Origin of the sequence: Lachnospira intestinalis, from assembly GCF_040095895.1 — a bacterium.
In the GTDB taxonomy this organism is placed as follows: Bacteria; Bacillota; Clostridia; order Lachnospirales; family Lachnospiraceae; genus Lachnospira; species Lachnospira intestinalis.
Genome location: NZ_JBBMFS010000008.1, coordinates 142,797 through 169,441, shown reverse-complemented (window position 1 = coordinate 169,441; position 26,645 = coordinate 142,797). Strand labels below are relative to the sequence as shown.

The 26,645-nt window shown below is 42.8% G+C and carries 22 protein-coding genes and 6 tRNA genes; 26 read left to right on the top strand and 2 right to left on the bottom strand.

The window, feature by feature from the left end; all coding sequences use genetic code 11:
• The 15 genes from WMO37_RS10520 to WMO37_RS10450 all read left to right on the top strand — a co-directional run bounded on the left by WMO37_RS10520 (position 1) and on the right by WMO37_RS10450 (position 9,402).
• Positions 1 to 74: transfer RNA gene (locus WMO37_RS10520), tRNA-Asp, on the top strand.
• A gap of 34 nt (positions 75 to 108) precedes the next feature.
• A tRNA-Val gene (locus tag WMO37_RS10515) sits at positions 109 to 181 on the top strand.
• Positions 182 to 185: 4 nt separating this feature from the next.
• Positions 186 to 257, top strand: a tRNA-Thr gene (locus WMO37_RS10510).
• Between the two features lie 56 nt (positions 258 to 313).
• Positions 314 to 395, top strand: a tRNA-Tyr gene (locus tag WMO37_RS10505).
• A gap of 64 nt (positions 396 to 459) precedes the next feature.
• Positions 460 to 533 (top strand) — tRNA-Met (locus WMO37_RS10500).
• A gap of 4 nt (positions 534 to 537) precedes the next feature.
• Positions 538 to 610, top strand: a tRNA-Phe gene (locus WMO37_RS10495).
• Between the two features lie 411 nt (positions 611 to 1,021).
• The gene (locus WMO37_RS10490) at positions 1,022 to 2,107 is read left to right on the top strand and encodes a L,D-transpeptidase family protein (RefSeq protein WP_349154976.1); all 1,086 of its coding nucleotides are present in this window, start codon (positions 1,022 to 1,024) and stop codon (positions 2,105 to 2,107) included.
• 142 nt (positions 2,108 to 2,249) lie between these two features.
• Entirely contained in the window at positions 2,250 to 3,713 is a 1,464-nt protein-coding gene (locus WMO37_RS10485; RefSeq protein ID WP_349154975.1) for an aminotransferase class I/II-fold pyridoxal phosphate-dependent enzyme, read from the top strand.
• Positions 3,692 to 4,306 (top strand): nucleoside/nucleotide kinase family protein, encoded by a 615-nt coding sequence (locus WMO37_RS10480; protein ID WP_022432109.1) that lies wholly within the window; start codon positions 3,692 to 3,694, stop codon positions 4,304 to 4,306. Before WMO37_RS10485 ends, WMO37_RS10480 begins: the two co-directional genes overlap by 22 nt.
• A 123-nt stretch (positions 4,307 to 4,429) precedes the next feature.
• Positions 4,430 to 4,873: a YaaR family protein gene (locus tag WMO37_RS10475; protein WP_022432108.1), complete on the top strand. Its 444-nt coding sequence runs from the start codon at positions 4,430 to 4,432 to the stop codon at positions 4,871 to 4,873.
• Positions 4,874 to 4,914: 41 nt separating this feature from the next.
• The gene (locus tag WMO37_RS10470; RefSeq protein WP_227089806.1) at positions 4,915 to 5,907 is read left to right on the top strand and encodes a DNA polymerase III subunit; all 993 of its coding nucleotides are present in this window, start codon (positions 4,915 to 4,917) and stop codon (positions 5,905 to 5,907) included.
• A gap of 78 nt (positions 5,908 to 5,985) precedes the next feature.
• On the top strand, positions 5,986 to 6,900 hold the full coding sequence (locus tag WMO37_RS10465) for a PSP1 domain-containing protein (protein ID WP_227089807.1): 915 nt from the start codon (positions 5,986 to 5,988) through the stop codon (positions 6,898 to 6,900).
• Positions 6,890 to 7,615, top strand: coding sequence for a tRNA1(Val) (adenine(37)-N6)-methyltransferase (locus tag WMO37_RS10460; RefSeq protein WP_227089808.1), 726 nt, complete (start codon positions 6,890 to 6,892; stop codon positions 7,613 to 7,615). Before WMO37_RS10465 ends, WMO37_RS10460 begins: the two co-directional genes overlap by 11 nt.
• 31 nt (positions 7,616 to 7,646) lie before the next feature.
• Entirely contained in the window at positions 7,647 to 8,492 is an 846-nt protein-coding gene (rsmI, locus tag WMO37_RS10455) for a 16S rRNA (cytidine(1402)-2'-O)-methyltransferase (RefSeq protein WP_227089809.1), read from the top strand.
• A 76-nt stretch (positions 8,493 to 8,568) separates the two neighbouring features.
• On the top strand, positions 8,569 to 9,402 hold the full coding sequence (locus tag WMO37_RS10450) for a deoxyribonuclease IV (RefSeq protein WP_022432103.1): 834 nt from the start codon (positions 8,569 to 8,571) through the stop codon (positions 9,400 to 9,402).
• Positions 9,403 to 9,482: 80 nt separating this feature from the next.
• Here the strand turns inward: WMO37_RS10450 and WMO37_RS10445 are convergent, their stop codons facing one another.
• Positions 9,483 to 10,124: a TetR/AcrR family transcriptional regulator gene (locus WMO37_RS10445; RefSeq protein WP_022432464.1), complete on the bottom strand. Its 642-nt coding sequence runs from the start codon at positions 10,122 to 10,124 to the stop codon at positions 9,483 to 9,485.
• Positions 10,125 to 10,334: 210 nt separating this feature from the next.
• Here WMO37_RS10445 and WMO37_RS10440 point away from each other — a divergent pair, with 210 nt between their 5' ends.
• The 4 genes from WMO37_RS10440 to WMO37_RS10425 all read left to right on the top strand — a co-directional run bounded on the left by WMO37_RS10440 (position 10,335) and on the right by WMO37_RS10425 (position 16,282).
• Positions 10,335 to 12,467, top strand: coding sequence for an efflux RND transporter permease subunit (locus WMO37_RS10440; RefSeq protein WP_022432463.1), 2,133 nt, complete (start codon positions 10,335 to 10,337; stop codon positions 12,465 to 12,467).
• A gap of 68 nt (positions 12,468 to 12,535) precedes the next feature.
• The gene (locus tag WMO37_RS10435) at positions 12,536 to 15,112 is read left to right on the top strand and encodes a hypothetical protein (RefSeq protein ID WP_349154974.1); all 2,577 of its coding nucleotides are present in this window, start codon (positions 12,536 to 12,538) and stop codon (positions 15,110 to 15,112) included.
• 188 nt (positions 15,113 to 15,300) lie between these two features.
• Entirely contained in the window at positions 15,301 to 15,762 is a 462-nt protein-coding gene (locus WMO37_RS10430; RefSeq protein WP_022433208.1) for a hypothetical protein, read from the top strand.
• The gene (locus tag WMO37_RS10425) at positions 15,755 to 16,282 is read left to right on the top strand and encodes a QueT transporter family protein (RefSeq protein ID WP_349154973.1); all 528 of its coding nucleotides are present in this window, start codon (positions 15,755 to 15,757) and stop codon (positions 16,280 to 16,282) included. Before WMO37_RS10430 ends, WMO37_RS10425 begins: the two co-directional genes overlap by 8 nt.
• 29 nt (positions 16,283 to 16,311) lie before the next feature.
• Here WMO37_RS10425 and WMO37_RS10420 read toward each other — a convergent pair whose 3' ends face one another.
• The gene (locus tag WMO37_RS10420; protein ID WP_022433206.1) at positions 16,312 to 16,758 is read right to left on the bottom strand and encodes a MarR family winged helix-turn-helix transcriptional regulator; all 447 of its coding nucleotides are present in this window, start codon (positions 16,756 to 16,758) and stop codon (positions 16,312 to 16,314) included.
• A 100-nt stretch (positions 16,759 to 16,858) separates the two neighbouring features.
• On the opposite strand from WMO37_RS10420, the gene WMO37_RS10415 reads away from it, so the two are divergent.
• The 7 genes from WMO37_RS10415 (at position 16,859) to WMO37_RS10385 (ending at position 26,576) form a co-directional block, all read left to right on the top strand.
• Positions 16,859 to 16,987, top strand: coding sequence for a hypothetical protein (locus WMO37_RS10415; RefSeq protein ID WP_349154972.1), 129 nt, complete (start codon positions 16,859 to 16,861; stop codon positions 16,985 to 16,987).
• Between the two features lie 102 nt (positions 16,988 to 17,089).
• A complete protein-coding gene (locus WMO37_RS10410) occupies positions 17,090 to 18,103 on the top strand; it encodes a sugar kinase (protein WP_022433204.1) in 1,014 nt (337 codons plus the stop codon).
• Between the two features lie 148 nt (positions 18,104 to 18,251).
• Positions 18,252 to 18,851 (top strand): hypothetical protein, encoded by a 600-nt coding sequence (locus tag WMO37_RS10405; protein WP_349154971.1) that lies wholly within the window; start codon positions 18,252 to 18,254, stop codon positions 18,849 to 18,851.
• Positions 18,824 to 19,792 carry a LuxR C-terminal-related transcriptional regulator gene (locus tag WMO37_RS10400; RefSeq protein WP_349154970.1) on the top strand — a complete coding sequence of 323 codons (969 nt, stop codon included), beginning with the start codon at positions 18,824 to 18,826 and terminating at the stop codon, positions 19,790 to 19,792. The genes WMO37_RS10405 and WMO37_RS10400 overlap by 28 nt, the downstream gene beginning before the upstream one ends.
• 37 nt (positions 19,793 to 19,829) lie before the next feature.
• Positions 19,830 to 20,756: a Uma2 family endonuclease gene (locus WMO37_RS10395; protein WP_349154969.1), complete on the top strand. Its 927-nt coding sequence runs from the start codon at positions 19,830 to 19,832 to the stop codon at positions 20,754 to 20,756.
• Positions 20,757 to 21,216: 460 nt separating this feature from the next.
• Positions 21,217 to 24,429: an isoleucine--tRNA ligase gene (ileS, locus tag WMO37_RS10390; protein WP_349154968.1), complete on the top strand. Its 3,213-nt coding sequence runs from the start codon at positions 21,217 to 21,219 to the stop codon at positions 24,427 to 24,429.
• Between the two features lie 104 nt (positions 24,430 to 24,533).
• A complete protein-coding gene (locus WMO37_RS10385; protein ID WP_349154967.1) occupies positions 24,534 to 26,576 on the top strand; it encodes an ArnT family glycosyltransferase in 2,043 nt (680 codons plus the stop codon).
• The last annotated feature ends 69 nt before the right edge of the window (positions 26,577 to 26,645 follow it).

The window sequence follows — 26,645 nt, the reverse complement described above, 5'->3', positions numbered from 1 at the left end:
GGCCTGGTGGCTCAGCTGGTTAGAGCGCCGCCCTGTCACGGCGGAGGTCGTGGGTTCGAACCCCATCCGGGTCGTTTACAATTTATAATTGTATATAGCATGTTTAATGGGATCATAGCTCAGCTGGGAGAGCATCTGCCTTACAAGCAGAGGGTCATAGGTTCGAGCCCTATTGGTCCCACTTTGCCGACATGGCTCAATGGCAGAGCAGCTGATTTGTAATCAGCAGGTTGTTGGTTCGACTCCGACTGTCGGCTTTCGCGGTGGCTTATCTACGGATATGAAGATGGGTTATTGCGTTTTAATTGAATATGGACGGATTCCCGAGTGGCCAAAGGGGACAGACTGTAAATCTGCTGGCGATGCCTTCGAAGGTTCGAATCCTTCTCCGTCCATTATATTCTTTTATAATTTTGCATATTTGTTATATGTTTTGCATATAATAAATTAAATGAATAACGCGGGGTAGAGCAGTTCGGAAGCTCGTCGGGCTCATAACCCGAAGGTCACAGGTTCAAATCCTGTCCCCGCTACTATGCCTAGATAGCTCAGTCGGTAGAGCAGAGGACTGAAAATCCTCGTGTCACTGGTTCGATTCCGGTTCTAGGCACTAAGTTAGGAAACTCAATCTTTTTGAAAGGTTGAGTTTTTTTTGATTGCAGATTTATAGAACATAAAAAGAGATAATCCTAAATATAATGGGAGAAGAAAGACACTGTATAATTTTGGACCTTTGTCAAAAGGGGGAAAAAAATGGTGTTTTGTCGGGAATAGAAGGTAAAAGTCCCGGAAAATATAAATACAGGTTGAATTATTATACCGATGTGTTATCATAGTAAATGTATGTGCTGAAATGGATTGAAAAAATAAAGTATTTTGAGAACATGCACAGGAATGGATACAAAAACATTTTAAATTTATAAGAAAAATGTGCAATTTGCAAAAACAGCGTGAGTTGAAGCATTTTGAGCAGAAATGTTTTTAGAAGAATTTTCGGGGACTGTCCGAAACGGAGGATAAAATGAGTAAAGGAAACATTAATTATAAATATTTAAGAAGACGGAAAAACTGGTTTCAGCGCAATTGGAAAGCACTGATAATCTATATCATACTGATTCTTGCAGTGCTGGGCGCCGGTGCATTTGTATGTATCCGGTTCACACCGCTTGGCAGTAAGTTAGGCATTACGCAGGGTAATGAAAGTAAAGAAAATAAGGCTTCACCGGGTGCGGATAATAATGCACAGGGTGACGGCAGCAATAAGAATAACGGCGAACAGCAGACCAAAGAAGTGACATGGATAGATTTAAAAGAGCCGGAACAGCAGAAGGAAGTTTCTTATACCGTACCAGCCGGAGTGGCATATCCGTATCACATTAAAGTCAACAGAGCGGCAAACTGTGTAACGGTCTACGGGATTGATGAGAGCGGTTCGTATTCAATTCCGGTAAAAGCATTTGCGGCATCCTGCGGCAGAGCAGGAGAAGAAACGATTACCGGTGAAAATTATAAAACATCGGATATGTATGTATGGCGTTTAATGGTGGACAATACCTATGGACATTATGCGTACCGTATCAGCGGCGGATATCTGTTCCATTCCGTACCGTATTTAAAGGCAGCCAATAATACACTTGAAACAGAAGAATATAATAAGCTGGGTACATTTGCATCACTGGGCTGTGTCAGAATGTGCGTCCGTGATGTATTATGGCTGTATGAAAACTGTCCGCAGGGAACAACGGTTGATATTTATGATGATGCTGCGAATCCGGGACCGCTTGGCAAGCCGGAATCTATTAAAATTCCGTTAGACAGCCCAAATGCAGGCTGGGACCCGACAGACCCGGATGAAACAAATCCATGGCATAAGGAGAGTGCGACACTTTCAGGAGTACAGGATATTACCGTAAAGGTGGGAGATACCGTTGATTTCTTAAAAGGTGTGACGGCAAAAGATACCTGTGGCAATGATATTACAGATAAAATCGCAGTTAGCGGACGATATACAACCGATGCGGTAGGCGAATATACGATGAAGTATCAGGTAACAGATGCAATCGGAAGCACAGCAACGGCTGAAATGAAATTAATTGTGACAAAATAACAGATTTAAAAGCAGACTTTGACAGAAATGTCGGGTCAGAATATAAAAGCAAAGGAGCTGTCTAAACCGGACAAGGTCAGAAAAAATAGAAATCTGGCTTTTTGCAGGTTTAAGCAGCTTTTTTGCATGAAACGGAGAAAGAATGAAAAAAGATTTATTAGAGCGGCTGGAGGAATACTGCGGTGCAGATTATGTGCCGTTACATATGCCGGGAGCAAAAAGAAATACACAGGAGTTTGTCATGCCAAACCCCTATGCGATTGACATTACGGAAATTGATGGATTTGACAATATGCATCATGCAGAGGATATTTTAAAAGAAGCCTTTGAGCGGACGGCAAAATTATTCGGTGCAGAGGAAAGTCTGTGGCTGATAAACGGAAGCAGTGCGGGGCTGTTGGCGGCAATCTGCGGTGCAACAAAAAAAAATGATACGGTGCTGGTCGCAAGAAACTGTCACCGTGCCGTGTATAATGCCATTTACTTAAATGAATTAAATCCGGTGTATCTGTATCCCAAGGAAGTCACAAGCGGCATTTACGGTGCGGTATCACCAAGTCAGGTTGAACAGGCATTCAAACAGCATGAAAATATCCGTGCGGTTATTATTACTTCGCCGACGTATGAGGGAATTGTATCGGATGTAAAAAAAATTGCGGAAATCGTACACCGGTATGGTAAGATATTGATTGTAGATGAAGCGCACGGCGCGCATTTTGCATTTCATGAAGCTTTTCCGGAATCGGCGGTATTCTGCGGTGCCGATGCGGTAATCCAGAGTATTCATAAAACACTGCCGTCCCTGACACAGACGGCGTTACTGCATTTGCAGGGAAATATTGATAAAGAGCGGGTGCGGCGGTATTGGGATATGTATCAGACCACCAGTCCGTCCTATGTGTTAATGGGTGGCATTGACCGTTGTATGACAGTGCTTGAAACGAAAGGAAAACCTCTTTTTAATGCGTATGTGACACGGCTTCTGGCATTGCGGAAAAAGTTAGAAACACTTACGAATATCCGACTGTTTCCGACCGATGACATTTCAAAGATTGTACTGCTTGTACGGGACGGAAAAAAATTGTATCAGGAATTGTTAAATAAATATCATATCCAGCTTGAAATGGCTTCTTTGCAATATGTCATTGCGATGACCAGTATCGGGGATACCGATGAATATTATGAGCGTTTTTTTGAAGCGCTCAGACAGATAGATGATGAAATGCAGACGAAAATCAGAAGAGGACAGAAATCACAACTACAGACGGAACAGGACATAAAACAAAGGAATGAATTGCCAACAGAACTTGAAAACGTAGAAAAAATAACTGCTTTTATGGAATGTTTTCCGGAGGTGAAATGTAATCCGTATGATGCGCAGAATGGGGACGCCGAGCCGGTAGAACTGGATTTATGCGTGGGAAGAACTGCGGCGGCAGGCGTGTGCTTTTATCCGCCGGGTATACCGCTTATTCAGGCGGGAGAGGTTTATACAGGAGAAATTGCAGAGATTATCCGTGAAGGAATCCAGAAAAATTTGGAAGTTATCGGTATTGAAAAAAGTGAAAAAGGAGTATATGTTTCATGCCTGAAATCATATTTTTAATGGGAAAAAGTGCAACGGGAAAAGACCACATTTACGAACAGCTTGCACACGATGAGCAGCTTCATTTAAAGAGAATTACCATGTATACGACAAGGCCAATGCGGGCGGGAGAAGCGGAGGGCGTTGAGTATCATTTTGTAAATGATGATGAAGCTGCGCGGCTTGAAAAAGAAGGAAAAATCATCGAAATGCGCTGTTATGATACGGTTATCGGCGTGTGGAAATATTTTACGGTCAATGACGGGCAGATACAGTTAGGCGGAAAGAACCGCTATATTGTTATCGGAACGCTTGAAGCGTATGACGGATTTTGCAAATATTACGGAAAAGAACATCTTTTGCCGATATATATAGAAGTAGAGGATAAAATCCGGCTTCTGCGTGCTATTCACAGGGAAGAAGAACAGGAAAAGCCAAAGTATGCGGAACTGTGCCGTAGGTTTTTGGCAGATGAGCAGGATTTTTCCGAAGAAAATTTAAAAAAATCCGGGATTACAAAGCATTTTTCAAACAATGACGGGTTAGAAGACAGTGTGGCGGCAATTAAGCAGGAGATTTTAAGGAATATTGGTGAACAAAAAAGCCGCGATTAAAAATGTTTACTGTATATGTAAATGATATATGGATGAAACTGTGGAAACTTAGGTAAAGATTTATTGGTTTATGCGGTAAAGTATGCTATAATGCTTATATAGTGCCAAAATGGGGGTATTTTTGTGGATATTAAGGTAAATGACGTATCAAAGATACAACAGGTAGAAGAACCGACAAAGAGCGTGGACAGTGGAGATGACAGCTTTAAATTTACGCTGATCCGCAATATCGAAGAAAAGGATCTTCAGGAAAAATTAAATTCCATGATGGAGCAAATCACGGTGCAGGGTGATAAGATTTCCAAACACATGGATATTAAAGATATGAAAAAGTACAGGGAACTGGTTAAGGGATTTTTAAATGAAGTGGTGAGCCGTTCCCATGAATTTTCGCGTGAGAATTTCCTCGACAGACGCGGGCGCCACAGAGTTTACGGTATTGTAAGACTGGTGGATAAGAATCTCGATGACCTTGCGGGCGAGCTGGTCAAGGACGAAAAAGACCACCTTGCCATTATCAGTAAGATTGATGATATCCGTGGTCTGCTTTTGGATATTTCAACGTGATACAATCCGGAAATTGGAACGGAAAACAGAAAGGACAAATCATGAGTAAGTTTGCAGATATTTACGGACACGAACAGATAAAGGAACATTTACAGAATGCAATAAGACTCAATAAGGTTTCACATGCCTATATTTTTAACGGACCGATGGGTTCGGGAAAAAAGATGACGGCGGGCATTTTTGCCGAAACACTGCAATGTGAACGGCACGGACAGGAACCCTGCGGTACGTGTCATTCCTGTATCCAGAGTGAATCGGGCAATCAGCCGGATATTATCTGGGTGCATCATGAAAAACCGGGCAGTATCGGTGTCGATGATGTAAGAGAACAGGTTATCGGCGATATGCAGATTAAGCCATACAGCAGCCGGTATAAGATTTATATTATTGACGAGGCGGAGAAGCTGACACAGCAGGCGCAGAATGCCCTGTTAAAGACGATTGAAGAACCGCCGGCATACGGCATTATTATTTTGCTGACAACCAATGCGGATACATTTTTACAGACCATTTTATCAAGATGTGTCAGACTGGATTTCAGACCGCTGCGGGATACACTGGTAACACAGTATTTACAGGAAAAGTATGATTTAACGGACTATGAGTGCCGTTTTGCAACTGCATTTGCACAGGGAAAAATCGGCCGTGCCGTAACGATTGCAACATCAAAAGAATTTGCACAGTTAAAAGAAGAAGTGATGCACGTTATCCGCTATGCCAAAGAGATGACAACAGCGGAAATTATGGCGGAAGTCAAAAATATCGCCAATTATAAACTCACGATTGACGATTATTTAGATTTAATGGCAATGTGGTACCGGGATGTTTTAGTCTTTAAAAGCACAAAGGATTCCAATGCCCTGATTTTTAAAGATGAAATGTCATTGCTTGCAGAGCAGGCAAAGAACTGTTCTTATGAGGGGCTGGAAGACATTTTAAAATCCATTGACAAGGTGAAGCTGCGGTTAAAGGCAAATGTTAATTTTGACCTTGTTATTGAACTGCTGATTATGGCAATTAAAGAGGCGATGTAGGTAAAAACGGCAGTCCTGCATTTGCAGGCGGCAGTGGAGTTAGAACAGAATGAAAAGGAATAAAATGGAGGAAAACTCGTGACAAAGGTTATTGGAGTCCGGTTCCGTCAGGCAGGAAAAATTTATTTTTTTGCACCGGGAAAGTATGAAGACATTGAAACCGGACAGCATGTTATCGTGGAAACCGCGCGTGGCGTGGAGTACGGACATGTTGTTTTAGGAATCCGGGAAGTTGAAGATAAAAAGGTAATTCAGCCGTTAAAGGCAGTCATCCGGATTGCAACGCCGGAGGATGATGAGCGGGAAGCAAGAAACCGCCGGAAGGAAAAAGAAGCCTTTCAGATTTGTCTGGAAAAGATTGCAAAGCACAAGCTGGAAATGAAACTGATCAAAGTCGAATATACATTCGATAACAATAAGGTGCTGTTTTATTTTACGGCGGACGGACGAATTGATTTCAGGGAGCTGGTAAAGGATCTGGCATCGGTATTTAAGACCCGAATCGAACTGCGCCAGATTGGGGTGCGCGATGAAGCAAAGATTATGGGTGGAATCGGCGTGTGCGGAAGACCGCTGTGCTGTGCGACTTATATGCCGGAATTTGTGCCGGTTTCGATTAAAATGGCAAAAGAGCAGAATCTTTCGTTAAATCCGACCAAAATATCGGGCGTATGCGGAAGACTGATGTGCTGTCTGAAAAATGAAGAAGAAACCTACGAAGAATTGAACAGTCATCTGCCAGGCATCGGCGATTATGTGACGACACCGGATAAGTTAAAGGGCGAGGTATTAAGCGTGAGCGTACTGCGCCAGCGCGTCAAGGTGGTTGTGACAACCGGCAATGACGAAAAAGAGGTGCGGGAGTATCCGGTTGCGGAAATCCGCTTTAAGCCGAAGCGCCGCAACGATAAGATGCATATTGATGATAAAGAGTTAAAGCAGCTTGAAGAATTAGAAAAAAAGGAAGGAAAATCCCATATCAATGACGAATGATAATGAGAGAATTGATGACTTACAGCGCAACGGGTACCGGATTATCCAGAATAAAGACTGCTTTTGTTTTGGAATGGATGCCGTGCTTTTGTCTTCCTTTGCAAAAGCGCAGAAAAATGAGCAGGTTCTTGATTTAGGTACGGGAAATGGGGTCATTCCCATTTTAATGCAGGCAAAAAATCCCGATGCCGCCGGATTTACCGGACTGGAAATTCAGGCGGTCAGTGCGGACCTTGCCAGAAGAAGCGTGGAACTAAACGAAATCGGAGAAGCTGTAAAAATTGTACAGGGTGATATTAAAGAGGCTTCCACGATATTCGGGGGAGCTTCTTTTAATGTTGTAACGACCAATCCGCCGTATATGAATGAGAATCATGGACTGACCAATCCGCATTCCGCAAAAGCGATTGCGCGCCATGAACTGCTCTGCACACTCGAAGATGTGGTGCGGGAAGCCTCGCGGTGTCTGAAAATGTGCGGCAGATTTTATATGGTGCACCGCCCACAGCGGCTTGTGGAAATTTTTGAAGTGATGACACGGCATCATTTAGAACCCAAAAGAATCCGTATGGTATATCCGCATGAAAATAAGGATGCCAATATGGTGTTAATCGAAGCAGTCAAAGGCGGTAAAGCACTCTTAAAAGTAGAGCCGCCGCTGGTTGTATACAAAGAAGACGGCACGTATACACAGGAGCTGCTCAAAATGTACTAAAAGGCCGTTTGGCGGCAGAAAGAGTGAAGTTATGGAACATACGGGAATGTTGTATTTGTGCGCAACACCGATTGGAAATTTAGAAGATATTACCTACCGTGTGCTTCGGACCTTAAAAGAAGTGGATTTAATTGCGGCAGAGGATACCAGAAACAGTATTAAGCTGCTCAATCATTTTGAAATCAAGACCCCGATGACCAGTTATCATGAATATAACAAGGTCGAAAAGGCAAAAGTATTGGTAGAGAAAATGCTGGCAGGCACAATGGTTGCCCTGATTACCGATGCGGGAACGCCGGGCATTTCAGACCCCGGTGAGGAACTGGTGCGCCAGTGCCATGAAGCAGGCGTAACCGTGACTTCCCTTCCGGGACCGGCGGCATGTATTACGGCACTGACGATGTCTGGAAGACCGACCAGACGGTTTGCATTTGAAGCATTTCTGCCGCCTGACAAGCAGGAGCGCAAGGCAGTACTTTCCGAATTAAAGGAAGAAACAAGAACGGTTATTTTATATGAAGCGCCACACCGTCTGCTCCGGACATTAAAGGAGCTGTGTGAGGTGTTTGGCAAAGACCGCCCGCTCACGATTTGCAAGGAACTGACCAAGCGGCATGAAAAGGCGATGCTTACGACCTTTAAAGAGGCGGTTGACTTTTATGAGGAACAGGAGCCGCGCGGTGAATATGTGCTGGTCGTGGAGGGCAAGAGCCGGAAAGCGATTGAAGCGGAAGAACAGGCACAGTGGGCACAGATGAGTATTGCAGACCATGTTGACCTGTATATCAGCCAGGGCATGGATAAAAAAGAAGCGATGAAAGCGGCGGCAAAAGACCGCGGTGTATCGAAAAGAGAGATTTATCAGGCGCTGCTGTAAAAGTGGACGTACGCGGTACGCAACGATTGCAGCGTACCGGCAGTGAAAAAGAAGAATAAAAACGGGAGGAAAAAGTATGTTTCAGATAGGCTGTCATCTTTCGGCATCTAAGGGCTTTCTTCACATGGGAAAGGAAGCTGTTGCACTCGGAGGAAATACATTTCAGTTTTTTACAAGAAACCCGCGCGGCGGTGCTGCAAAGGCAATAGATGAAAAGGACGTGGAAAGTTTTAAAGCATTTGCAAAAGAAAACGGTATCCATGTGATTTTAGCACACGCGCCGTATACGTTAAATGCATGCTCCGCAGATGAAAGCACGAGAGAATTTGCAAAAAATACGTTTGCAGATGATTTAAAAAGAATGGAATATGTACCGGGAAATCTTTATAACTTTCATCCGGGAAGCCATGTAAAACAGGGCGTTGAAATCGGAATTGACTATATTACACAGATGTTAAACGAGGTGTTAAAGCCGGAGCAGACGACAAAGGTACTGCTTGAAACCATGGCGGGCAAGGGTTCGGAAATCGGCAGGTCTTTTGAAGAACTGCGCGCGATTATTGACCGCGTGGAATTAAATGACCATCTGGGGGTATGCCTTGATACGTGCCATGTCTACGATGCGGGATATGACATTGTAAATGACCTTGATGGCGTGTTAAAGCAGTTTGATGAGATTATTGGCATTGACAGACTGTATGCCATTCATATCAACGATTCAAAGAATCCGTTTGAAAGCCATAAAGACCGCCATGAAAAGATTGGTGAGGGTTCAATCGGAACGGAAGCCTTTGAACGGATTATCAACCACCCGATGTTAGCGGATAAGCCGTTCTTTCTGGAAACACCGAATGAATTGGACGGTTATGCAAAAGAAATCGCGCTGTTAAAATCCCTGCGCAGGGAGTAAAAACTGCAAAATTAAAAGAAAGAAGCACCGGCAGAAAATGACATGTCATTTTCTGCCGGTGCTTTTTTAAGCGGGTAGTGTTACTGCATTTCGGCCTGCGCCTTTGGTGCTGTTTCATGCTGACGGATAATGCCGCGGATTGTGGTAAATAAATACGGCTTAATCGTTTCGATATTTGCCGGTTCTTCGTAGAGAATTGCGCTGTAGCAGGTGGAGCTGACAAGCTCGGTAATTAAAAACAGCATAATTTCCGGTTCTTCGATTTCGTATTCGGCACAGTCAATCATGGAATAAAATACATCTTTGAAATTTACATCGTCTTCCGCAATGTTACTTGTCAGGGCTTCCCTGAAAATTCCCCAGCTTAAATTTTTGGAAATAAAGGTGAGCAGGGTCTTATCTTCATTTAAAGCATTGATAATGTGGTCCGCAATAAAAATAATTTTGTCTTCAAATCCCAGTGTCAGATTATTCTTTAAACAATACTGCGTAAGATTGGCGGCTGCATGTTTAAACAGCTTGCTGGATTCATGCGAAACCAGTTTATTGCGGATATCATATTTATCTTTAAAATACAGATAGAATGTACCCTTGGCAATGCCTGCATTTTTAGAAATCTCTGCAATAGAGGTCTTGCTGACACCTTTGGTCGTAAAAAGGTTAAATGCGGTATTGAGCAGAGAGGTCCGTTTTTGCAATTTATTTGATTCTAACTTTCCCATAACGTCTCCTTATCTGCAATTTTTTATAAATTACGTTTGTCTTCCATGCATAATAGAGGTTTTTAATCCGTTTGTCAATAAAAAATGACTAAAAGTCATAAATTTTTATAAACTATATTGACTACTGGTCATTTTGTGCTATAATGACAATCGCAAATGAGAATGACCAACGGTCAGTAACAATTTTGAGTATTAAAAGGAGGAATAATAATGGAAAAGGTAGGAAAAGCGATAGTTAAGCTTAGAATTCCAATTTTGATTTTAAGCGTATTGCTGCTCATTCCGGCAGGCATCGGATATGTCAAGACAAAAGTCAATTATGATATTTTGTATTATCTGCCCGGTGACATTGACACAATGAAAGGGCAGGACATTCTGATGGATGAATTTAACAAGGGTGCGTATGCCACGGTCGTTGTTAAAGGAATGGACGCTAAAGGAATTGAAAAGATAGAAGATAAAATTGAAAATGTAGAACATGTAACAGATATTATTTCTTATAACAGTATGGTAGGTGCAGAAGTACCGACTGAAATCATTCCGTCAAAGTACCGCAGCTATTTTGAAAATCAGGAAAGCGGCTGTACGATGTTTATGATTTTCTTTGATGATACAACATCAAGTGACGGCACAATGGCAGCGATTCAGGAATTAAGAAATATTGCTGACGGACAGTGCTTCATCAGCGGTATGTCAGCCGTTGTTACAGATACAAAGAACATCACACAGCAGGAAACGATTGCATACGTTGTGATTGCCGTAGTCCTTACAAGTATTGTACTGGCACTGTTTATGGATTCTTTCCTTGTACCGGTATTCTTTATGTTAAGTATCGGTATGGCGATTGTTTACAACTTAGGCTCTAATGTTATTATGGGTGAGGTTTCTTTCCTTACCAAAGCACTTGCAGCGGTATTACAGCTTGGTGTTACAATGGACTACTCCATTTTCTTATGGCACAGCTATAAGGAACAGAAAAGCGAGTATCCGGATGACCATAATAAGGCAATGGCAGTGGCTATCGGAAATACCATTACTTCCGTAGTCGGTTCTTCCATTACAACAGTAGCCGGATTTATCGCACTGTGCTTCATGACATTTACACTGGGCTTAGACCTCGGTATTGTTATGGCAAAGGGTGTTGTAATCGGTGTTATCGGCTGTGTAACGATTCTTCCTTCCATGATTCTGACATTTGACAGGGCATTGGAAAAGACAATGCACAAAGAAATTATGCCGGCAAAATTCGATAAGCTTGCAAATTTCGTTGTCAACCACGCATGGCTTCCGATTATCGTTTTCCTTGTATTATTATTCCCGGCAATTTACGGATATAATCATACAAATGTTTACTATAACTTAACAGATACATTCCCTGAATCTACAGCCTGCTCACAGGCAAATAAGATTCTGGAAGAAAATTTTGATATGAATTCCGTCTACATGATTCTTGCAGATACGAACATGACAGCAAAAGATGCAACGAAGATGTTAGACGAACTGGAAAATGTTGAAGGTGTTTCTTTTGCATTAGGATATAATTCCCTTGCAGGAACAACCATTCCGGACGAACTTATTCCGGATGACTTAAAGGATATGTTAAAAGGTAATAAGCATCAGATGATTGCAATCGGTTCAGATTACAAGCTGGCATCCGATGAAATCAACAATCAGATTTCTACGATTGATGCGATTGCAAAGAAATATGACCAGAACTCCATGGTTATCGGTGAAGCACCGTGTACAAAGGATTTGATTACCATTACAGATAAAGATTTTAAGACCGTAAGTGCCGTATCCATTGTGGCAATCTTCATTATTATCTTCTGTGTATTTAAGTCCGTTTCATTGCCGATTATTCTGGTTGCGGCAATTGAATTTGCTATTTTTATTAACATGGGACTTCCGTATTACTTAGGAACGACACTTCCGTTTATCGCATCGGTTGTAATCGGTACGATTCAGTTAGGTGCAACGGTCGATTATGCGATTTTGATGACAACAAGATATAAGAAGGAACGTAATGAGGGTGCAGGAAAGAAGGAAGCCATTGCAACGGCTCTTTCAACCTCTATTCCGTCTATCATCGTAAGTGCCTTAGGCTTCTTTGCCGCAACATTCGGTGTTGGTGCTTACTCAAGCGTAGATATGGTTGCTTCTCTTTGTAAGTTAATGTCAAGAGGTGCGATTATCAGTATGTTTGTCGTTATCTTTGTATTACCGTCATTCTTCGTTGTATTTGATAAGGTTATCAGATACACAAGTATCGGATTCGGACAGAAAGATAAGAAAGAAAAAGCTAAAAATGTGGCTTATGCTTCAACAGATACTTACAGCAAATAGTTCTGACGGCAGATGAGAAATGGAAATTAGATTGTAAAAGCCGGATTACGGCGGAAATGGAGAATTATATGATTAAGAAGAAATTATTCAAATATGGTTCAGTATTTATGTGTGCAGCATTAATGGCGTGTTCTTTCGCAGCCTGCGGAACAAATACATCATCAGCAGTTCAGAATGAAGTTGCTGCAAACGAACAGGATACAGACACAGAAACAATGATTGCAGATGTCCTGACATCACAGCTTTCTTCAGCACCAAAGGTTGCAACCGAAGCAAAGACCGATTCAAAGGAAGAAACCGTTTTTGTATTTACAAAGGCTGACGGACAGCAGGATCATGTTATCGTTAATGAAAAATTAAAGAATGTAACAGGAAAGTCTTCTATTACAGATGTTTCAAGCTTATCAAACATTACTAATTTAACAGGTGATGAAACAAGCACAACCAACGGAAACAGCCTGACATGGGCAGCAGACGGCAACAGCATTACGTATCAGGGTACAACAACACAGACCGCACCTGTCAGCATGAAGGTAACTTACTATCTGGACGGCAAGGAAATTTCAGCAAGTGACCTTGCAGGAAAGAGCGGTAAAGTCACAATGCGTTTTGACTATACAAACAATGCGAAAAAGACCATTACCGTAAACGGAAAGACAAAGACGGTTTATGTTCCGTTTACAATGGTAACAGGCATGCTTCTTCCTTCCGATAACTTCTCAAATATTGAAGTAACAAACGGAAAGATTACAGAAGTCAACGACAGCAATGTTGTATTCGGTATTACAATGCCGGGCTTAAAAGACAGTCTGGATATGAAGTTTGACAATGAAAAACTGGATTTAGATGTTCCAGAATACTTTGAAGTCACAGCCGATGTGACAGATTTTGAACTGGATATGATGATGTCTATGGCAACCAGCAACTTCTTATCTGACATTGATACAGATGATTTAAGTATTGATAACTTAAAGGATAAGGTCAATGAATTACAGGATGCGGCTGACCAGCTCACAGACGGTACGAACCAGCTTGCAGATGCAACTCCGCAGCTTGTAGACGGAAGCAAGGCACTTGCAGACGGTACACAGCAGTTAAATGACCAGGTTCCGACATTAACAGACGGTGTATCCCAGTTAGACAACGGTGCAGGACAGCTCTCAGACGGTTTAAGCACAGTAGTATCTTCTATGCCGGCATTAACTTCCGGTATTTCACAGTTATATGACGGTTCAGGTAAGTTATTTGACGGCGCTAAGACTTTAAATGACGGTGTAAACCAGTTAAAGGCAGGTACATCCCAGCTTGCAGATGAAACAAACGGACTTCCGGCATTACAGGCAGGTATCAGCCAGTATACAGAAGGTGTTGCAAGCGCGGCAGACGGTTCTGACGCACTCGCAAGCGGTTCCGCACAGGTTGCAGACGGACTGGCACAGTTACAGGCACAGCTTTCAGGTGAAAACGGACTGATGGACGGTATGGTAAAATTAGCAGACGGTTCAGCACAGGTCAGCAATGGACTGGCACAGTTATCAGACGGACTGACAGCTTCTATCAGTGAGTATGAAAGCAATAAGACAAAGTTAAAGACAAGCGCACAGGCACTTGAAGCCGCAGGCACACAGTTAAACGGTACACTCTCAGCATTAGGAAATGATAACCTGCTGATCCAGCCTGCTACGGATATGTATTCAGAAAGCGGACTGACAACAGCAGCTCAGACAGCACTTGCCAATAAATACATGGATGCATATTCATTTGTAACAGCAAATGCTTCTAATCCGGTTGTAACAGCTTTAAATGCCGGTATTGCGGCAAACGCACAGTTACAGGCAGCAGGCATTACCGATTTAGCTTCTATTTATAAGAATGAAATGGTTATCCTTGTAAATACGGCAGCCAATGAAAGTGCCGGTAAGGTAGAAAATACTGTAAACAGCAGCGTGGCACAGCTTGCCGCAGGCGCAGCACAGGTTAACGCAGGTTTACAGAGTGCCGTTGCAAAGAAGGATACATTAGAAACAGCACTTGGACAGCTTGTAGCGGGAAGCAGCAGTGTTTCTTCAGGAAGCGCCCAGTTAAACAGCGGACTTTCACAGTTAAAGAGTAACAACGATACGTTAAACGGCGGTATTGCAAATGCTGTATCCGGTGCAAAGCAGCTTGATGCAGGTACATCACAGCTTACAGCAGCATCCGGTGTTCCGGCACTCGTATCCGGCACATCTGATTTAAAGAACGGTATCGGTCAGCTCTCTGAGAGCAGCCCGGCACTTGTAACAGGCATCAATGCTCTTGATGATGGTGCAAAGCAGTTAAAGATTGGTACAGCACAGTTATTACAGGGAGCAGGTGCATTAGCAAGCGGTGTAACCCAGTTAAATGACGGCGCACACGAATTAAGCGACGGTGCAGAACAGTTAAATGACGGTGTGGTTGAATTAAACAACGGTATGATTCAGTTCAACGAAGAAGGAATCAGCCAGATTACATCTCTTGTAGGCAGTGATGCAGACGATGCAATTGATACAATTAAGAAGGTTATCAACCTTGGAAAAGATTATCAGTCCTTTGCAGGAAAGGCAGATGACATGGACGGTTCTGTAACATTTATCTACAAGACAGAAGGCGTTACAAAGTAATCTGATTTTGCGGCTGTTACAAGTAGTGCAAAATATATTTTAATAAAATAAATCAGAATCCGCCGGTGGGAATGACCGGCGGATTCTTTGTTGCTTTTTTAGCATTGAGATATTGTTATGAAAATGGTAGAATTACAACGGAAAAGGAATTTGAACAGGCTGTTGAAATGCTGTAAAGGGGTGATTCTATGATAAATAACACACTTGCAAAGAAACGGATTATAGCCGCAGTGGCAGTGACCGTAGTTTTGATTGCGGCGATAGTGGCAGTGCCGGTAATACGGCGTGAAATTTGTTATGGGACAGTTGTGGGCGAATGTGACAATCAGGAACTGGTTGAGCGCTGGCAGCAGTATGGAGAGGCTTATGCGATAGGTGCAAATAAAGACGGAATGCCTATTTTTAAAGACAGAAAGGCAGCGATGAAGCAGGCAAAGAAGGATTACGGGCTGGGATTTGAGTATTTAAGGGAATACCGGAATTTTCCAAAAATATCAGATAATCCAAAGGTCTGCCAACAGTATAAAATGTTAGGCTGGCAGACTGTACCGCCGATGACGGTGGAAAATTATGAGGAAATCGGAAGACAGTGTGGTATGGTATCTAGATTTCTGGATATTTACTGCAACAGCTTTGGGGAGGATGGATAGTATACCGGCTGAAATACAAGGAAATGAGGAATATACAGATGAAAATGAAAAAACAACGTTTATTACGCAGGGAGCGGTCATTGCGGCAATTTATGTCGTGCTGGTATTTGTCTTTGACTACTGGAGCTTTGGTCCGATACAGTTCAGAGTTGCGGAAGCACTTACAATTCTTCCGGTATTTACACCGGCGGCAGTGCCGGGACTTTTTATCGGCTGTCTGATTGCCAATATTACGGGTGGTGCGGTTATCTGGGATATCGTCTTTGGCAGTCTTGCAACACTGATCGGTGCAGTCGGAACCTATATGCTGCGCAAACACCCGTGGGCAGCGCCACTGCCGCCGATACTTGCAAACACTGTTATCGTGCCGTTTGTATTAAAATATGCGTATGGTACAGAAGGCATGCTGTGGTATTTTATGCTGACCGTGGGACTTGGGGAAGTGATTGTCTGCGGTGTATTAGGCAGTCTGCTCAGAGTGGCATTAAAGAAGTACCGCAATACACTCTTTCATGAATAAAAAAAGCTGCGTTTATAAGACGCAGCTTTTTAATGTTTATCTGTCCACTGTCCGAAAAATGTTTCCAGACGGTTAAAGGTCTTATTTAACACAACGGCTTCATCTTCGCTTAAATCCTGCATAATGCTGTCAATCATACTCTTATGGAATTTCATGTGATGATGATATGCGGCAATTCCTTTTTCGGTCAGCGAAGCGTATACGATACGGCGGTCGCGGTCACTGCGGTTGCGGACAACGTATCCTTTGCGGACCAGACCGTTGATACCGGTTGTCAGTGTGCCCATTGTGACACCGAGGGATTTTGAAATCATAGACATAGTACGAGGTTCTGCAATACCAATCGCTTCGATAATGTGCATATCCGTTACGGAAATATCTTTAAATTCTTCTGTAATTAATGCCTTTTCTTCAATATTTAAAATATCGTTGAAAAGCTTTACCAAAATGGAATTGAGTGCTGCAAATGTATCCATATTATGTACCTCTTAAATCCTGTTCCGTGTGAAAATTTCGTAAGTTTATTATAGCTTACACGCAGATAATATGCAACAAAAATAGAAAATGAGGGGAAGCATGAAAAGGTATGCTGACACGGCGGTGACAGCCGTTATCGGATTCTGCATTTTTGAGGGCATTACAGACGGCAGTGTGTCCGTAAATCCGCTGTTATGGGTTGTGCTTGGCGGATTGGCAGGCAGATAAAAGACGGCAAGATTTATGTTTGCATTTTAGTGCAATCCGTAGTATGATTATTTTGTAGTATTAGCGTTTATACGACTGTGAAAATACAGAGAAGGAGACAACATGAAATTTATAGCAATTGGAGAACTGATGTTAAGATTATCTCCGCCGAATTATGAAAAAATTGTTACAACACATGATTTTATCGTAAATTATGGCGGTGCGGAAGCAAATGTTGCAGTATCATTGGCAAATCTTGGCGTAGACAGTACATTTTTTACGGTACTTCCGAATACCGATTTAGGAAAGTCTACGATTAATTACTTAAAGGCAAATGATGTACATACAAAGCACATTATCAAGGCAGACGGAAGAATGGGTCTGTATTACCTTGAGGAAGGTGTTGCCGTAAGAGCTTCCCAGGTTATTTATGACAGAGGCAACTCCGCATTTGCAGAATATGATTATAGTGATGTTGACTTTGAAGATATATTAAAGGATTATGACTGGCTGCATTTAAGCGGTATCACACCGGCGCTTTCTTACAACTGCCGTCGTATGATTGATAAGGCGGTAAAGGTTGCAAAGAAGCTGGGATTGACAGTCAGCTTTGACCCGAATTTCAGAAGTACACTCTGGTCTTTTGGAACGGCAAGAGATGTATTAAGCAAGTATCTTCCATATGTAGATGTATTAATCGGTATTGAGCCGATTCATGTATACAATGAAGACGGAACAGATGTAAAAGACGGTCTGACCATGGACCCTTCATTTAAAGATATGGACAGGGTATTTAAGGCGATTGATAAGCAGTACCATATGAAGGCGATTGCAAGAACAGTCCGCTATGTCCATTCAGGAAGCAACAACTCCTTAAAGGCATTCTTCTATACCAATGGGGAGACTTACGAAAGCAAGACCATTAATTTCGATATCGTTGACCGTGTCGGCGGCGGCGATGCGTTCTCATCAGGTCTGATTTATGCGTTGATGGAAAATATGGATCCGGAAGATGTTGTCAACTTCGCAGTGGCTTCTTCCGTAATGAAACATTCTATCCGCGGCGATACGAATATTACAAGTGTTGCACAGATTAAGAGTCTGATGAACAATGCTTCCTTTGATGTACAGAGATAATTTTTAAAATAAAACAGACGGCAGGAGTATTTTCAGGCAGTAATCGTACTGGCTGTCGATGCTCCTGTTTTTGTTTTAATTCTTAGAAAGCAAAGAGCTGAGAAACAGCGTATTGTGCTTTATTATATGAAGAAAGCAGGAAAATGAAATGTTTGCACAGTTAAAAGAAAAGACGGTATGGACGGCGATTGTAAGATTGGGTGTATTCTTTTTTGTCTTTTTGGGGCTGGAGTATTTATTTGACAATCTCATGGCGGCAGTGACAGATTCCACCGGCGTTGTGCGGGCGCAAAGCTACGTGCTGGGGGTCAGTGCCATGGGATTTCTAGCATATGGAATGTTACCGGAGCGGATAAGAAATGCAGGACACCGCAGATACAGAGTGCTGTTAGAAGGGGCGGCGGGAGTGCTTTGCACCGTTTCTATTATGATAATATGTCTGCATAAAAATTACAGTGTGCTGCTGTTAAGCGGCTGTCTTTTATTTTTTATGCTTGGCATGACAGGCAGTGCAGTACATATGGATATGGCACTGCAAAAGCAGGCAGGAAAAGGACTTGCGGTGCCTGCGGGAATTGCTTATGCGCTTGGCATCTGCTTACAGTTTTTAGACCACCGGTTTTTAAAAGATAAAGTGACGGAAACGGCGGTATTTGTCATTGCGGCAGTGGGACTGCTTTTTTTCATGAAAGGGCGGTACACCTGCGGGAAGATGAAAATATGCCGGCTGTTGAGAAAGAAAAGTTGAGCATGGATTCAAATGGAAAGAAAGACAGTGGTAGAGAGGTGTATGCGCAAGAGCGTATACAAGTCACAGAAAAGCGTGTCAGGGCATTTTTACTGGCGGCAATCGTATTTTTTATGACATTTATATTTGCGGAGCTGGATAATGCGGTCACGCTGGTTCATGCAGAGGGCAGTGCGGACGTCGGACAGTGGCCGCGACTTCTGCTTGCCGTGAGCGGACTTGCGGCAGGCATGCTGTATGACATTCGAGAATCGCGGTATATGCACATGGTGATGTACTGCGTGATGATGTTATCGACAATCTGTATGATGAGTATGATGCTTGGAATGCCGTTTATTGTGGGACTGGTCGTATTTTACCTGTCAGCGGGCTTTTTTTCCGTATATTTCACGGCGGGATTTATGGAAATAGCACCGGAAATGAAACACCCCGGCTGTTGGGCAGGCATGGGGCGTGCGGTGAATAATTTTTGTGCGCTGATTACGGTATTTATTACGACACGGTTTGAAATGGGAAACGGATATTATATGATGATTGCTGCCGTTGTGCTGTTTGTGGTAATCAGCATTCTGCTGTTCTTGTATCAAAGTCCGGTGAAAGAAAAGAAATCCGGGGAACAGGAAGAACAGCCGCTATCTGTGGGGAATACCGATGAAAATATTAGTGGAACGGCTGATGATACCGGCATTGATACGGAGCGTTGCCCGGATTCTGACGATTCATTTGCGGCATTTTGCGGGAAGTACGGGCTGACACAGCGGGAACGGGAGGTTTTGCAGGCACTTGTGACCTCGGATAAGACTGCACAGGAGATTGCGCATGAGATTGGCATGTCGCGAGCGGCATTTTACCGCCATATTGCCAGCTTAAATGAAAAAACGGGGACGAAAGCAAGGGTGGGGCTGTTACAGTTCTATTATAATGATATTAATGGGAAATAATATTTATGGCAGTAAATTCTTGACAAACGGATACAATATGATACATAATAAATTTGTATCATATTGTATCCGTTTTGTATTACCGATAGAAAGGACGATTGCCATGAATTTATCACAGATGCAGTATTATAAACAGCAGTACGGTTATTCGTATGACCGGCTGTCACAGCTTACGGGAATTCCCAAAGGCACGATTCAGAAGATATTCACAGGTGTTACAAAGTCGCCAAGATACGAAACACTTCAGGCGCTGGAACGTGTGTTAAAGCCGGAAAATCCGTCCAAAGCCGCGGAAAGCACAAAGGGGCTGTATATGGAGTCTCGGCAGTCTGGGGCGGATGCTGGGGTAAATCAGTCGGACAGGGTTTGTGAAACGGTAGTACCGTACGGACAGAAGAAGCAGGGGGAATATACGCTTGAAGATTATTATGCACTGCCGGAGGATAAAAGATATGAACTGATTGACGGTGTCCTTTATGAAATGACAGCACCGACAACTCTACATCAGATTATTGCATTGCAGATGTGCTATCAGATTGAGAAATTTATCGAGGGAAAAGAAGGCAGTTGTATGACTTATATAGCGCCGGTCGATGTCCAGCTCGACTGTGATGATAAGACGATGGTGGAGCCGGATGTGATTATCCTGTGTGACAGAAGCAAGGATATTAACCGGTGTATTTACGGCGCACCGGATTTTGTGGCAGAGGTTTTGTCAAAGTCCACAAGAAGAAAGGATATTGGTGTTAAGACCTATAAATATGCCAACGCAGGCGTCCGTGAATACTGGATGATTGACCCGAAGGATATGAAAGTGATTGTCTATACATTTGCACAGAATGATGATGCGGAAGATACGGTCAGTATTTTCGGATTTCAGGATAAGATTCCTGTGGGAATTTATAACGGGGAACTTAAAATTGATTTTGCTAAAATCAGTAAAAGGCTGGAAGCAAATAATTAGCGTAAAATTCTTGACAAGAACCATAATCTCTTATAAAATGAACCTAAATGCTATGACGAAGACAGTAGGATATCTTTGAACGCAAAAGCGAGCCGGGAGGGTGAGAGCCGGTGCAAGTAGAATTTATCTGAACATCACTTCCAAGCATCCAAACTGAAAGCAGGAAACCTGTAAGTAAATGAGGACGGTAATCCTACCGTTACAGGGGACGCATATGCTGGTATGTCGTAATTGGTTTTGGATTTTGGATAGAACGAATGATTTTACCCTCCGCCGTATTACGGCGGAGGTTTTTTGTGTAATATTACACAAAAGGCACTACGTGCCGATGATGCGCACTCGCGCGAAGTTGCAGTTTGCCGCAGACGACCGCACTCGGCGTGGGAATGTGCAAAACCTCAAAAATCAGTAGTTTATAAATAGAAGTTATTTGCCGGAGGGCAGGAAAGGAAGTATCAATATGGTTTACGAAAAAGTATCACCGGATATGAAGTTCGTAGAAAGAGAAAAAGAAGTAGAAAAGTTCTGGAAGGATAATGACATTTTCCGGAAAAGTATAGACAACCGCAGAAAAGGTGAAGTGTACACATTTTATGACGGACCGCCTACTGCAAACGGAAAGCCGCATATCGGACACGTGCTGACACGTGTTATTAAGGATATGATTCCAAGATACCGTACAATGAAAGGCTATATGGTTCCTCGTAAGGCAGGATGGGATACACACGGACTGCCGGTAGAACTTGAAGTTGAAAAGATGTTAGGCTTAGACGGCAAGGAACAGATTGAAGAATACGGTCTGGAGCCGTTTATCAAGCATTGTAAGGAAAGTGTCTGGAAGTACAAGGGTATGTGGGAAGATTTCTCATCAACCGTTGGTTTCTGGGCAGATATGGAACATCCGTATGTTACCTATGATAATAACTTTATTGAATCAGAATGGTGGGCTTTAAAGCAGATCTGGGACAAGGGTCTGTTATACAAGGGCTTTAAGATTGTACCTTACTGCCCACGCTGCGGTACTCCGCTGTCTTCACACGAAGTAGCGCAGGGTTATAAAAATGTCAAGGAACGTTCCGCAGTCGTACGTTTCAAGGTAAAGGGAGAAGATGCGTATTTTCTTGCATGGACAACAACACCGTGGACACTTCCGTCAAACGTTGCGCTCTGTGTTAATCCGGAAGAAACTTATGTCAAGGTAAAAGCGGCAGACGGTTATACCTACTATATGGCAGAAGCCCTGCTTGACAAGGTACTTGGCGGACTGGCTGTTAAGGCAGGTCAGACTGTGGCAGGCGTTCAGGCTGAAGAAGGTAAGGGACTCGGAAGCGGCGCAGGTGTTGACTACGAAGTTGTTGAAAAATATACAGGTAAAGATTTAGAATACAAGGAATACGAACCGTTATATGCATGTGCGGCTGAAGTTGCCGAAAAGCAGCATAAGAAGGGACATTTTGTAACCTGTGATACGTATGTTACGATGTCAGACGGTACCGGTATCGTTCATATCGCCCCTGCATTCGGTGAAGACGATGCCAAGGTCGGCAGAAAATATGACCTTCCGTTTGTACAGTTCGTAGACGGTAAGGGTGAATTGACAGAAGAAACACCATATGCCGGATTATTTGTAAAGAAGGCAGACCCGGAAGTATTAAAGGATTTAGACAAGGAAGGCAAGTTATTTGATGCGCCGAAGTTTGAACATGATTATCCGTTCTGCTGGAGATGTGATACACCGCTGATTTACTATGCAAGAGAATCATGGTTTATCAAGATGACAGAAGTAAAGGATGACTTAATCCGCAACAACAACACCATCAACTGGATTCCTGAAACAATCGGTAAGGGACGTTTCGGTGCATGGCTTGAAAATGTTCAGGACTGGGGTATTTCAAGAAACAGATATTGGGGTACGCCGCTCAATATCTGGCAGTGTGAAGACTGCGGAGAAATGATGTCTATCGGAAGCATTGAGGAATTAAAAGAAAAATCCGACAACTGCCCGGACGATATCGAATTACACAGACCGTATATTGATGCGGTAACCTGCAAGTGTCCGAAGTGCCAGGGTACGATGAAACGTGTGCCGGAAGTTATCGACTGCTGGTTTGACTCCGGTTCAATGCCGTTTGCACAGCACCACTATCCGTTTGAAAATAAGGAAATTTTTGAACAGCAGTTCCCGGCAAAATTTATTTCTGAAGCCGTAGACCAGACACGAGGCTGGTTCTACTCACTGCTTGCGATTTCAACGCTGCTGTTTAACAAAGCACCTTATGAAAATGTTATCGTTTTAGGACACGTCCAGGATGCAGACGGACAGAAGATGAGTAAGTCCAAGGGAAATGCCGTAGACCCGTTTGATGCGTTACAGACACACGGCGCAGATGCAATCCGCTGGTATTTCTATGAAAATTCCGCTCCGTGGCTGCCAAACCGTTTCCACGACAAGGCAGTAACGGAAGGTCAGAGAAAGTTCATGGGAACCATCTGGAATACGTATGCGTTCTTCGTATTGTATGCAAATATTGATAATTTTGATGCAACAAAATATACACTGGAATACGATAAGCTTCCGGTTATGGATAAGTGGATTCTTTCCAAGTTAAATACGGTTGTCAAAGAAGTGGACAACAATCTTGAAAATTATAAGATTACGGAAACAGCCAGAGTGTTGGAAGACTTTGTAGACGAGCTTTCTAACTGGTATGTAAGACGCTGCCGTGAACGTTTCTGGGCAAAGGGCATGGAACAGGATAAGATTAATGCATACATGACATTGTATACAACACTGGTTACGCTGTGTAAGGCAGCCGCACCGATGATTCCGTTTATGACAGAAAGCATTTACAGAAATCTTGTATGCAGCATTGATAAAAATGCGCCAATCAGCGTTCATCTGTGTGACTTCCCGGAAGTTCATAAGGAATGGATTGACAAGCAGCTTGAAGACAATATGGAAGACGTATTAAATGCCGTTGTTATCGGACGTGCATGCCGTAACGCAACCAATATCAAGAACAGACAGCCAATCGGACAGATGTTCATTAAAGCGCCGTGGAAGCTGGATGATTTCTTTACCGATATTATCGCAGACGAATTAAATGTAAAGAAAGTTGAATACAAGGACGATGTCAGAGATTTCACTTCTTACACATTTAAGCCGCAGTTAAAGACACTCGGACCGAAGTACGGCAAGTTCTTAGGTGAAATCAGAAAGCAGCTTGGTGAACTTGACGGCAATGCTGCAATGGATGAGTTAAATAAGGTCGGATTTATCACCTTACAGGTAAACGGACAGGATATCCAGCTTGAAAAGGCAGATCTGTTAATTGAAATGACACAGCAGGAAGGCTTTGTGGCAAGCTCCGATAAGGGCATTACGGTTGTTATGGATACGAATTTAACACCGGAACTCTTAGAAGAAGGCTTTATCCGTGAAGTCATCAGCAAGATTCAGACCATGCGTAAGGATGCAGGATTTGAAGTAATGGATAAGATTCATGTAACGGTCAGCGGAAATGACAAGATTTCTGCACTGATTGACAAAAATGCAGCACAGATTACAAAGATTGTTCTGGCAGAAGACATTACAGAGGGAGAAGCAAAAGGCTTTACAAAAGAATGGAATATTAATGGTGAGCAGGTAACACTGGGCGTAGAGAGAATTTAGTGTAACACTGCACAGTACTGCAACGGACAAATTGCATCAGGTTATTTCAAAAATATGCCTGATGCAATTTGTGTTTTAAGCGTAAAGAAAGAATGGAGATGAATATGGAGTTTCTAAAAAAAGTGTATCATGCAGTGGCGGCAGTGCTGCTGATGCTGGTGACATCGTTGATTTACGGCGGCTATATACTGGAATGGAGAGGTAAAAGACCACTTTGTATCCTGATAGCGGCAATGGCAGTGACAGCAGTGCTGATTGCTCTGGTGTGCCGGTATCTGAAAAAATACGCAGGTCAGATTGCGGTTGTCTGTATTGTTCCGATGACATTCTGTCTGGCAACCGGACTTTATAAGCTGTATATGGTGGCAGCAGACAGCCGGAGTATTTTCTATCTGGCAATGATTTTTTTCGCTGCGGCTTATTTTATCACAGAATATCTGTTAAATCTGTGTATGGAAAATGCTTCGCTGCAAAATATACGACAATTTTTCAATACGCATAAGTGGGTGCTGATTCTTATTTTTATTGCAGTTTTATGCCGTGTGCCGCTGCTTTCACAGCTTCCGCGCTGGGATTCGGGAGAATATTATTATCGGCTGATTCTCGGAACACATCATTTTGAATATACGGGTTTTAAAGAGTTCGTGGAAAATTATGCGCTGTGCGGACATCCGACACTGGGATTCTGCCTTGTATATCTGCCGGGAGAACTTGCTTTTTCGCAGGAAGTCATCGGTGTTACACTGACCAGCCTGATTCTGACGGCACTGGCGCTGTGGTGTGTGTACCGCATATTCTTAAAAATCCTGCCGCAGGTTACAGAAGGAAAAGCAGCGGTGTGTACATTTTTACTGTCATTTTCACCACTGTTTTTCGGTATGACCATGTATTTTAATCCGGACTATGCACTGGCGGTATTTTTTATATTTCTGTTATACAGCTATGTGTATGACAAGGCGGTTCTTGCGGCGTTTTTTTCGCTTCTGTGCTTTCAGACGAAAGAAACAGGACTGGTGCTGGTCGGCGGACTGGTGTTTGGCATTTTTATCCAGCATATTGCAGAAAAGAGAAGCCATGCCGTAAAAGCAATTTTTAAAGATGTAAAGTTATATGCAATTCTTGCAGTGACACTGTTACAGCTGTATTATACAAAGTTTATCGGTGGTATTGCAACGTGGACACAAAACGGAAATGAAGAACCGGGACTGCGCTGGGACAGCACAGGAGAGAATTGTCTGGGCTTTCAGCCGGCATTTGTGGCAGTTAAATTAAAACAGCAGTTTTTGTTAAATTTCAATTGGATACTGACAGCCGGTATTGTCATTGCGGTTGCGTGGTGGTTTATTTTAAAAGTAAAAGGCAGGAAAAAAATTCAGGCATCGTGTAAAATCTGCGGCATCGCCGGAGCATTTGTTGCATTTTTATCGTTTTCATGTCTGTATATTACGGCATCGGTGGCAAGATATAATGTAGCGGGTGATGTTTTGCTGTATCTGATATTTTTTTATTGTATGGCGCTTTTTGCGGCAGAATTGCCGGAAAGCACATTTTTAAAGAAAAAATATGCAGGCATGGCAGTGACGGCAGTATTTGGCGTTTTACTTGCCGGTGAGTGCGTATTTACGATTGGCCCGGTGACAAGAGGGTTGTTTTTAAAGCTGGATACCGGAAATACAACGCTTTGTTTTACGGGAAAGGTCAGCGATATCAACAGCATTTATTACGGGGATTACCTCATTTATAATACGCAGTATACGTATATTGACAAGGCATATGATAAAGTGCTTGCAGATGTGGATTACCACCCAGATACAACGGATATTTATATCCCGGACAGCAACGGTTCATTTATCTGCGGCAATCTTCCGTTTTATTATTTAAACTGGGATGAAAAAACGAAAAAAAGAGTTTTTTATGAGAATGAAAATACACAGGAAATGGAATTCTATAATGAAGTAAAATATTTTTCTTCCGAAATGGTATCAAAGGGAAAGGATAAGGCGGTACTGATTGTAAACCCGTACATGATAAATGTCCATGAAGAGGAGCATCTGGCAAAGCTTGCGCCGTATTATGAAATCGGCGAGCGTAAAGAAGTAAAACTGTTGCAGGGCAGTATTGTATACTACGAACTGACAAGAAAATAAGATGGAATTCATAGGAAAGCAAAAAAGATACTGATGTTGCATAAATCTGGTTCGCAGTGTATAATTATT

Bases quoted from the DNA above. Each gene is read 5' to 3' on its own strand.
- WMO37_RS10425 (WP_349154973.1), top strand. From the start codon at position 15,755: ATGGATAGTATACCGGCTGAAATACAAGGAAATGAGGAATATACAGAT.
- WMO37_RS10420 (WP_022433206.1), bottom strand. From the start codon at position 16,758: ATGGATACATTTGCAGCACTCAATTCCATTTTGGTAAAGCTTTTCAAC.
- WMO37_RS10405 (WP_349154971.1), top strand. From the start codon at position 18,252: ATGTTTGCACAGTTAAAAGAAAAGACGGTATGGACGGCGATTGTAAGA.
- WMO37_RS10435 (WP_349154974.1), top strand. From the start codon at position 12,536: ATGATTAAGAAGAAATTATTCAAATATGGTTCAGTATTTATGTGTGCA.
- ileS (WP_349154968.1), top strand. From the start codon at position 21,217: ATGGTTTACGAAAAAGTATCACCGGATATGAAGTTCGTAGAAAGAGAA.
- WMO37_RS10470 (WP_227089806.1), top strand. From the start codon at position 4,915: ATGAGTAAGTTTGCAGATATTTACGGACACGAACAGATAAAGGAACAT.
- WMO37_RS10485 (WP_349154975.1), top strand. From the start codon at position 2,250: ATGAAAAAAGATTTATTAGAGCGGCTGGAGGAATACTGCGGTGCAGAT.
- WMO37_RS10385 (WP_349154967.1), top strand. From the start codon at position 24,534: ATGGAGTTTCTAAAAAAAGTGTATCATGCAGTGGCGGCAGTGCTGCTG.
- WMO37_RS10480 (WP_022432109.1), top strand. From the start codon at position 3,692: ATGCCTGAAATCATATTTTTAATGGGAAAAAGTGCAACGGGAAAAGAC.
- WMO37_RS10440 (WP_022432463.1), top strand. From the start codon at position 10,335: ATGGAAAAGGTAGGAAAAGCGATAGTTAAGCTTAGAATTCCAATTTTG.
- WMO37_RS10410 (WP_022433204.1), top strand. From the start codon at position 17,090: ATGAAATTTATAGCAATTGGAGAACTGATGTTAAGATTATCTCCGCCG.
- WMO37_RS10400 (WP_349154970.1), top strand. From the start codon at position 18,824: ATGCCGGCTGTTGAGAAAGAAAAGTTGAGCATGGATTCAAATGGAAAG.
- WMO37_RS10445 (WP_022432464.1), bottom strand. From the start codon at position 10,124: ATGGGAAAGTTAGAATCAAATAAATTGCAAAAACGGACCTCTCTGCTC.
- WMO37_RS10415 (WP_349154972.1), top strand. From the start codon at position 16,859: ATGAAAAGGTATGCTGACACGGCGGTGACAGCCGTTATCGGATTCTGC.
- WMO37_RS10450 (WP_022432103.1), top strand. From the start codon at position 8,569: ATGTTTCAGATAGGCTGTCATCTTTCGGCATCTAAGGGCTTTCTTCAC.
- WMO37_RS10395 (WP_349154969.1), top strand. From the start codon at position 19,830: ATGATACATAATAAATTTGTATCATATTGTATCCGTTTTGTATTACCG.
- WMO37_RS10460 (WP_227089808.1), top strand. From the start codon at position 6,890: ATGACGAATGATAATGAGAGAATTGATGACTTACAGCGCAACGGGTAC.
- WMO37_RS10490 (WP_349154976.1), top strand. From the start codon at position 1,022: ATGAGTAAAGGAAACATTAATTATAAATATTTAAGAAGACGGAAAAAC.
- rsmI (WP_227089809.1), top strand. From the start codon at position 7,647: ATGGAACATACGGGAATGTTGTATTTGTGCGCAACACCGATTGGAAAT.
- WMO37_RS10430 (WP_022433208.1), top strand. From the start codon at position 15,301: ATGATAAATAACACACTTGCAAAGAAACGGATTATAGCCGCAGTGGCA.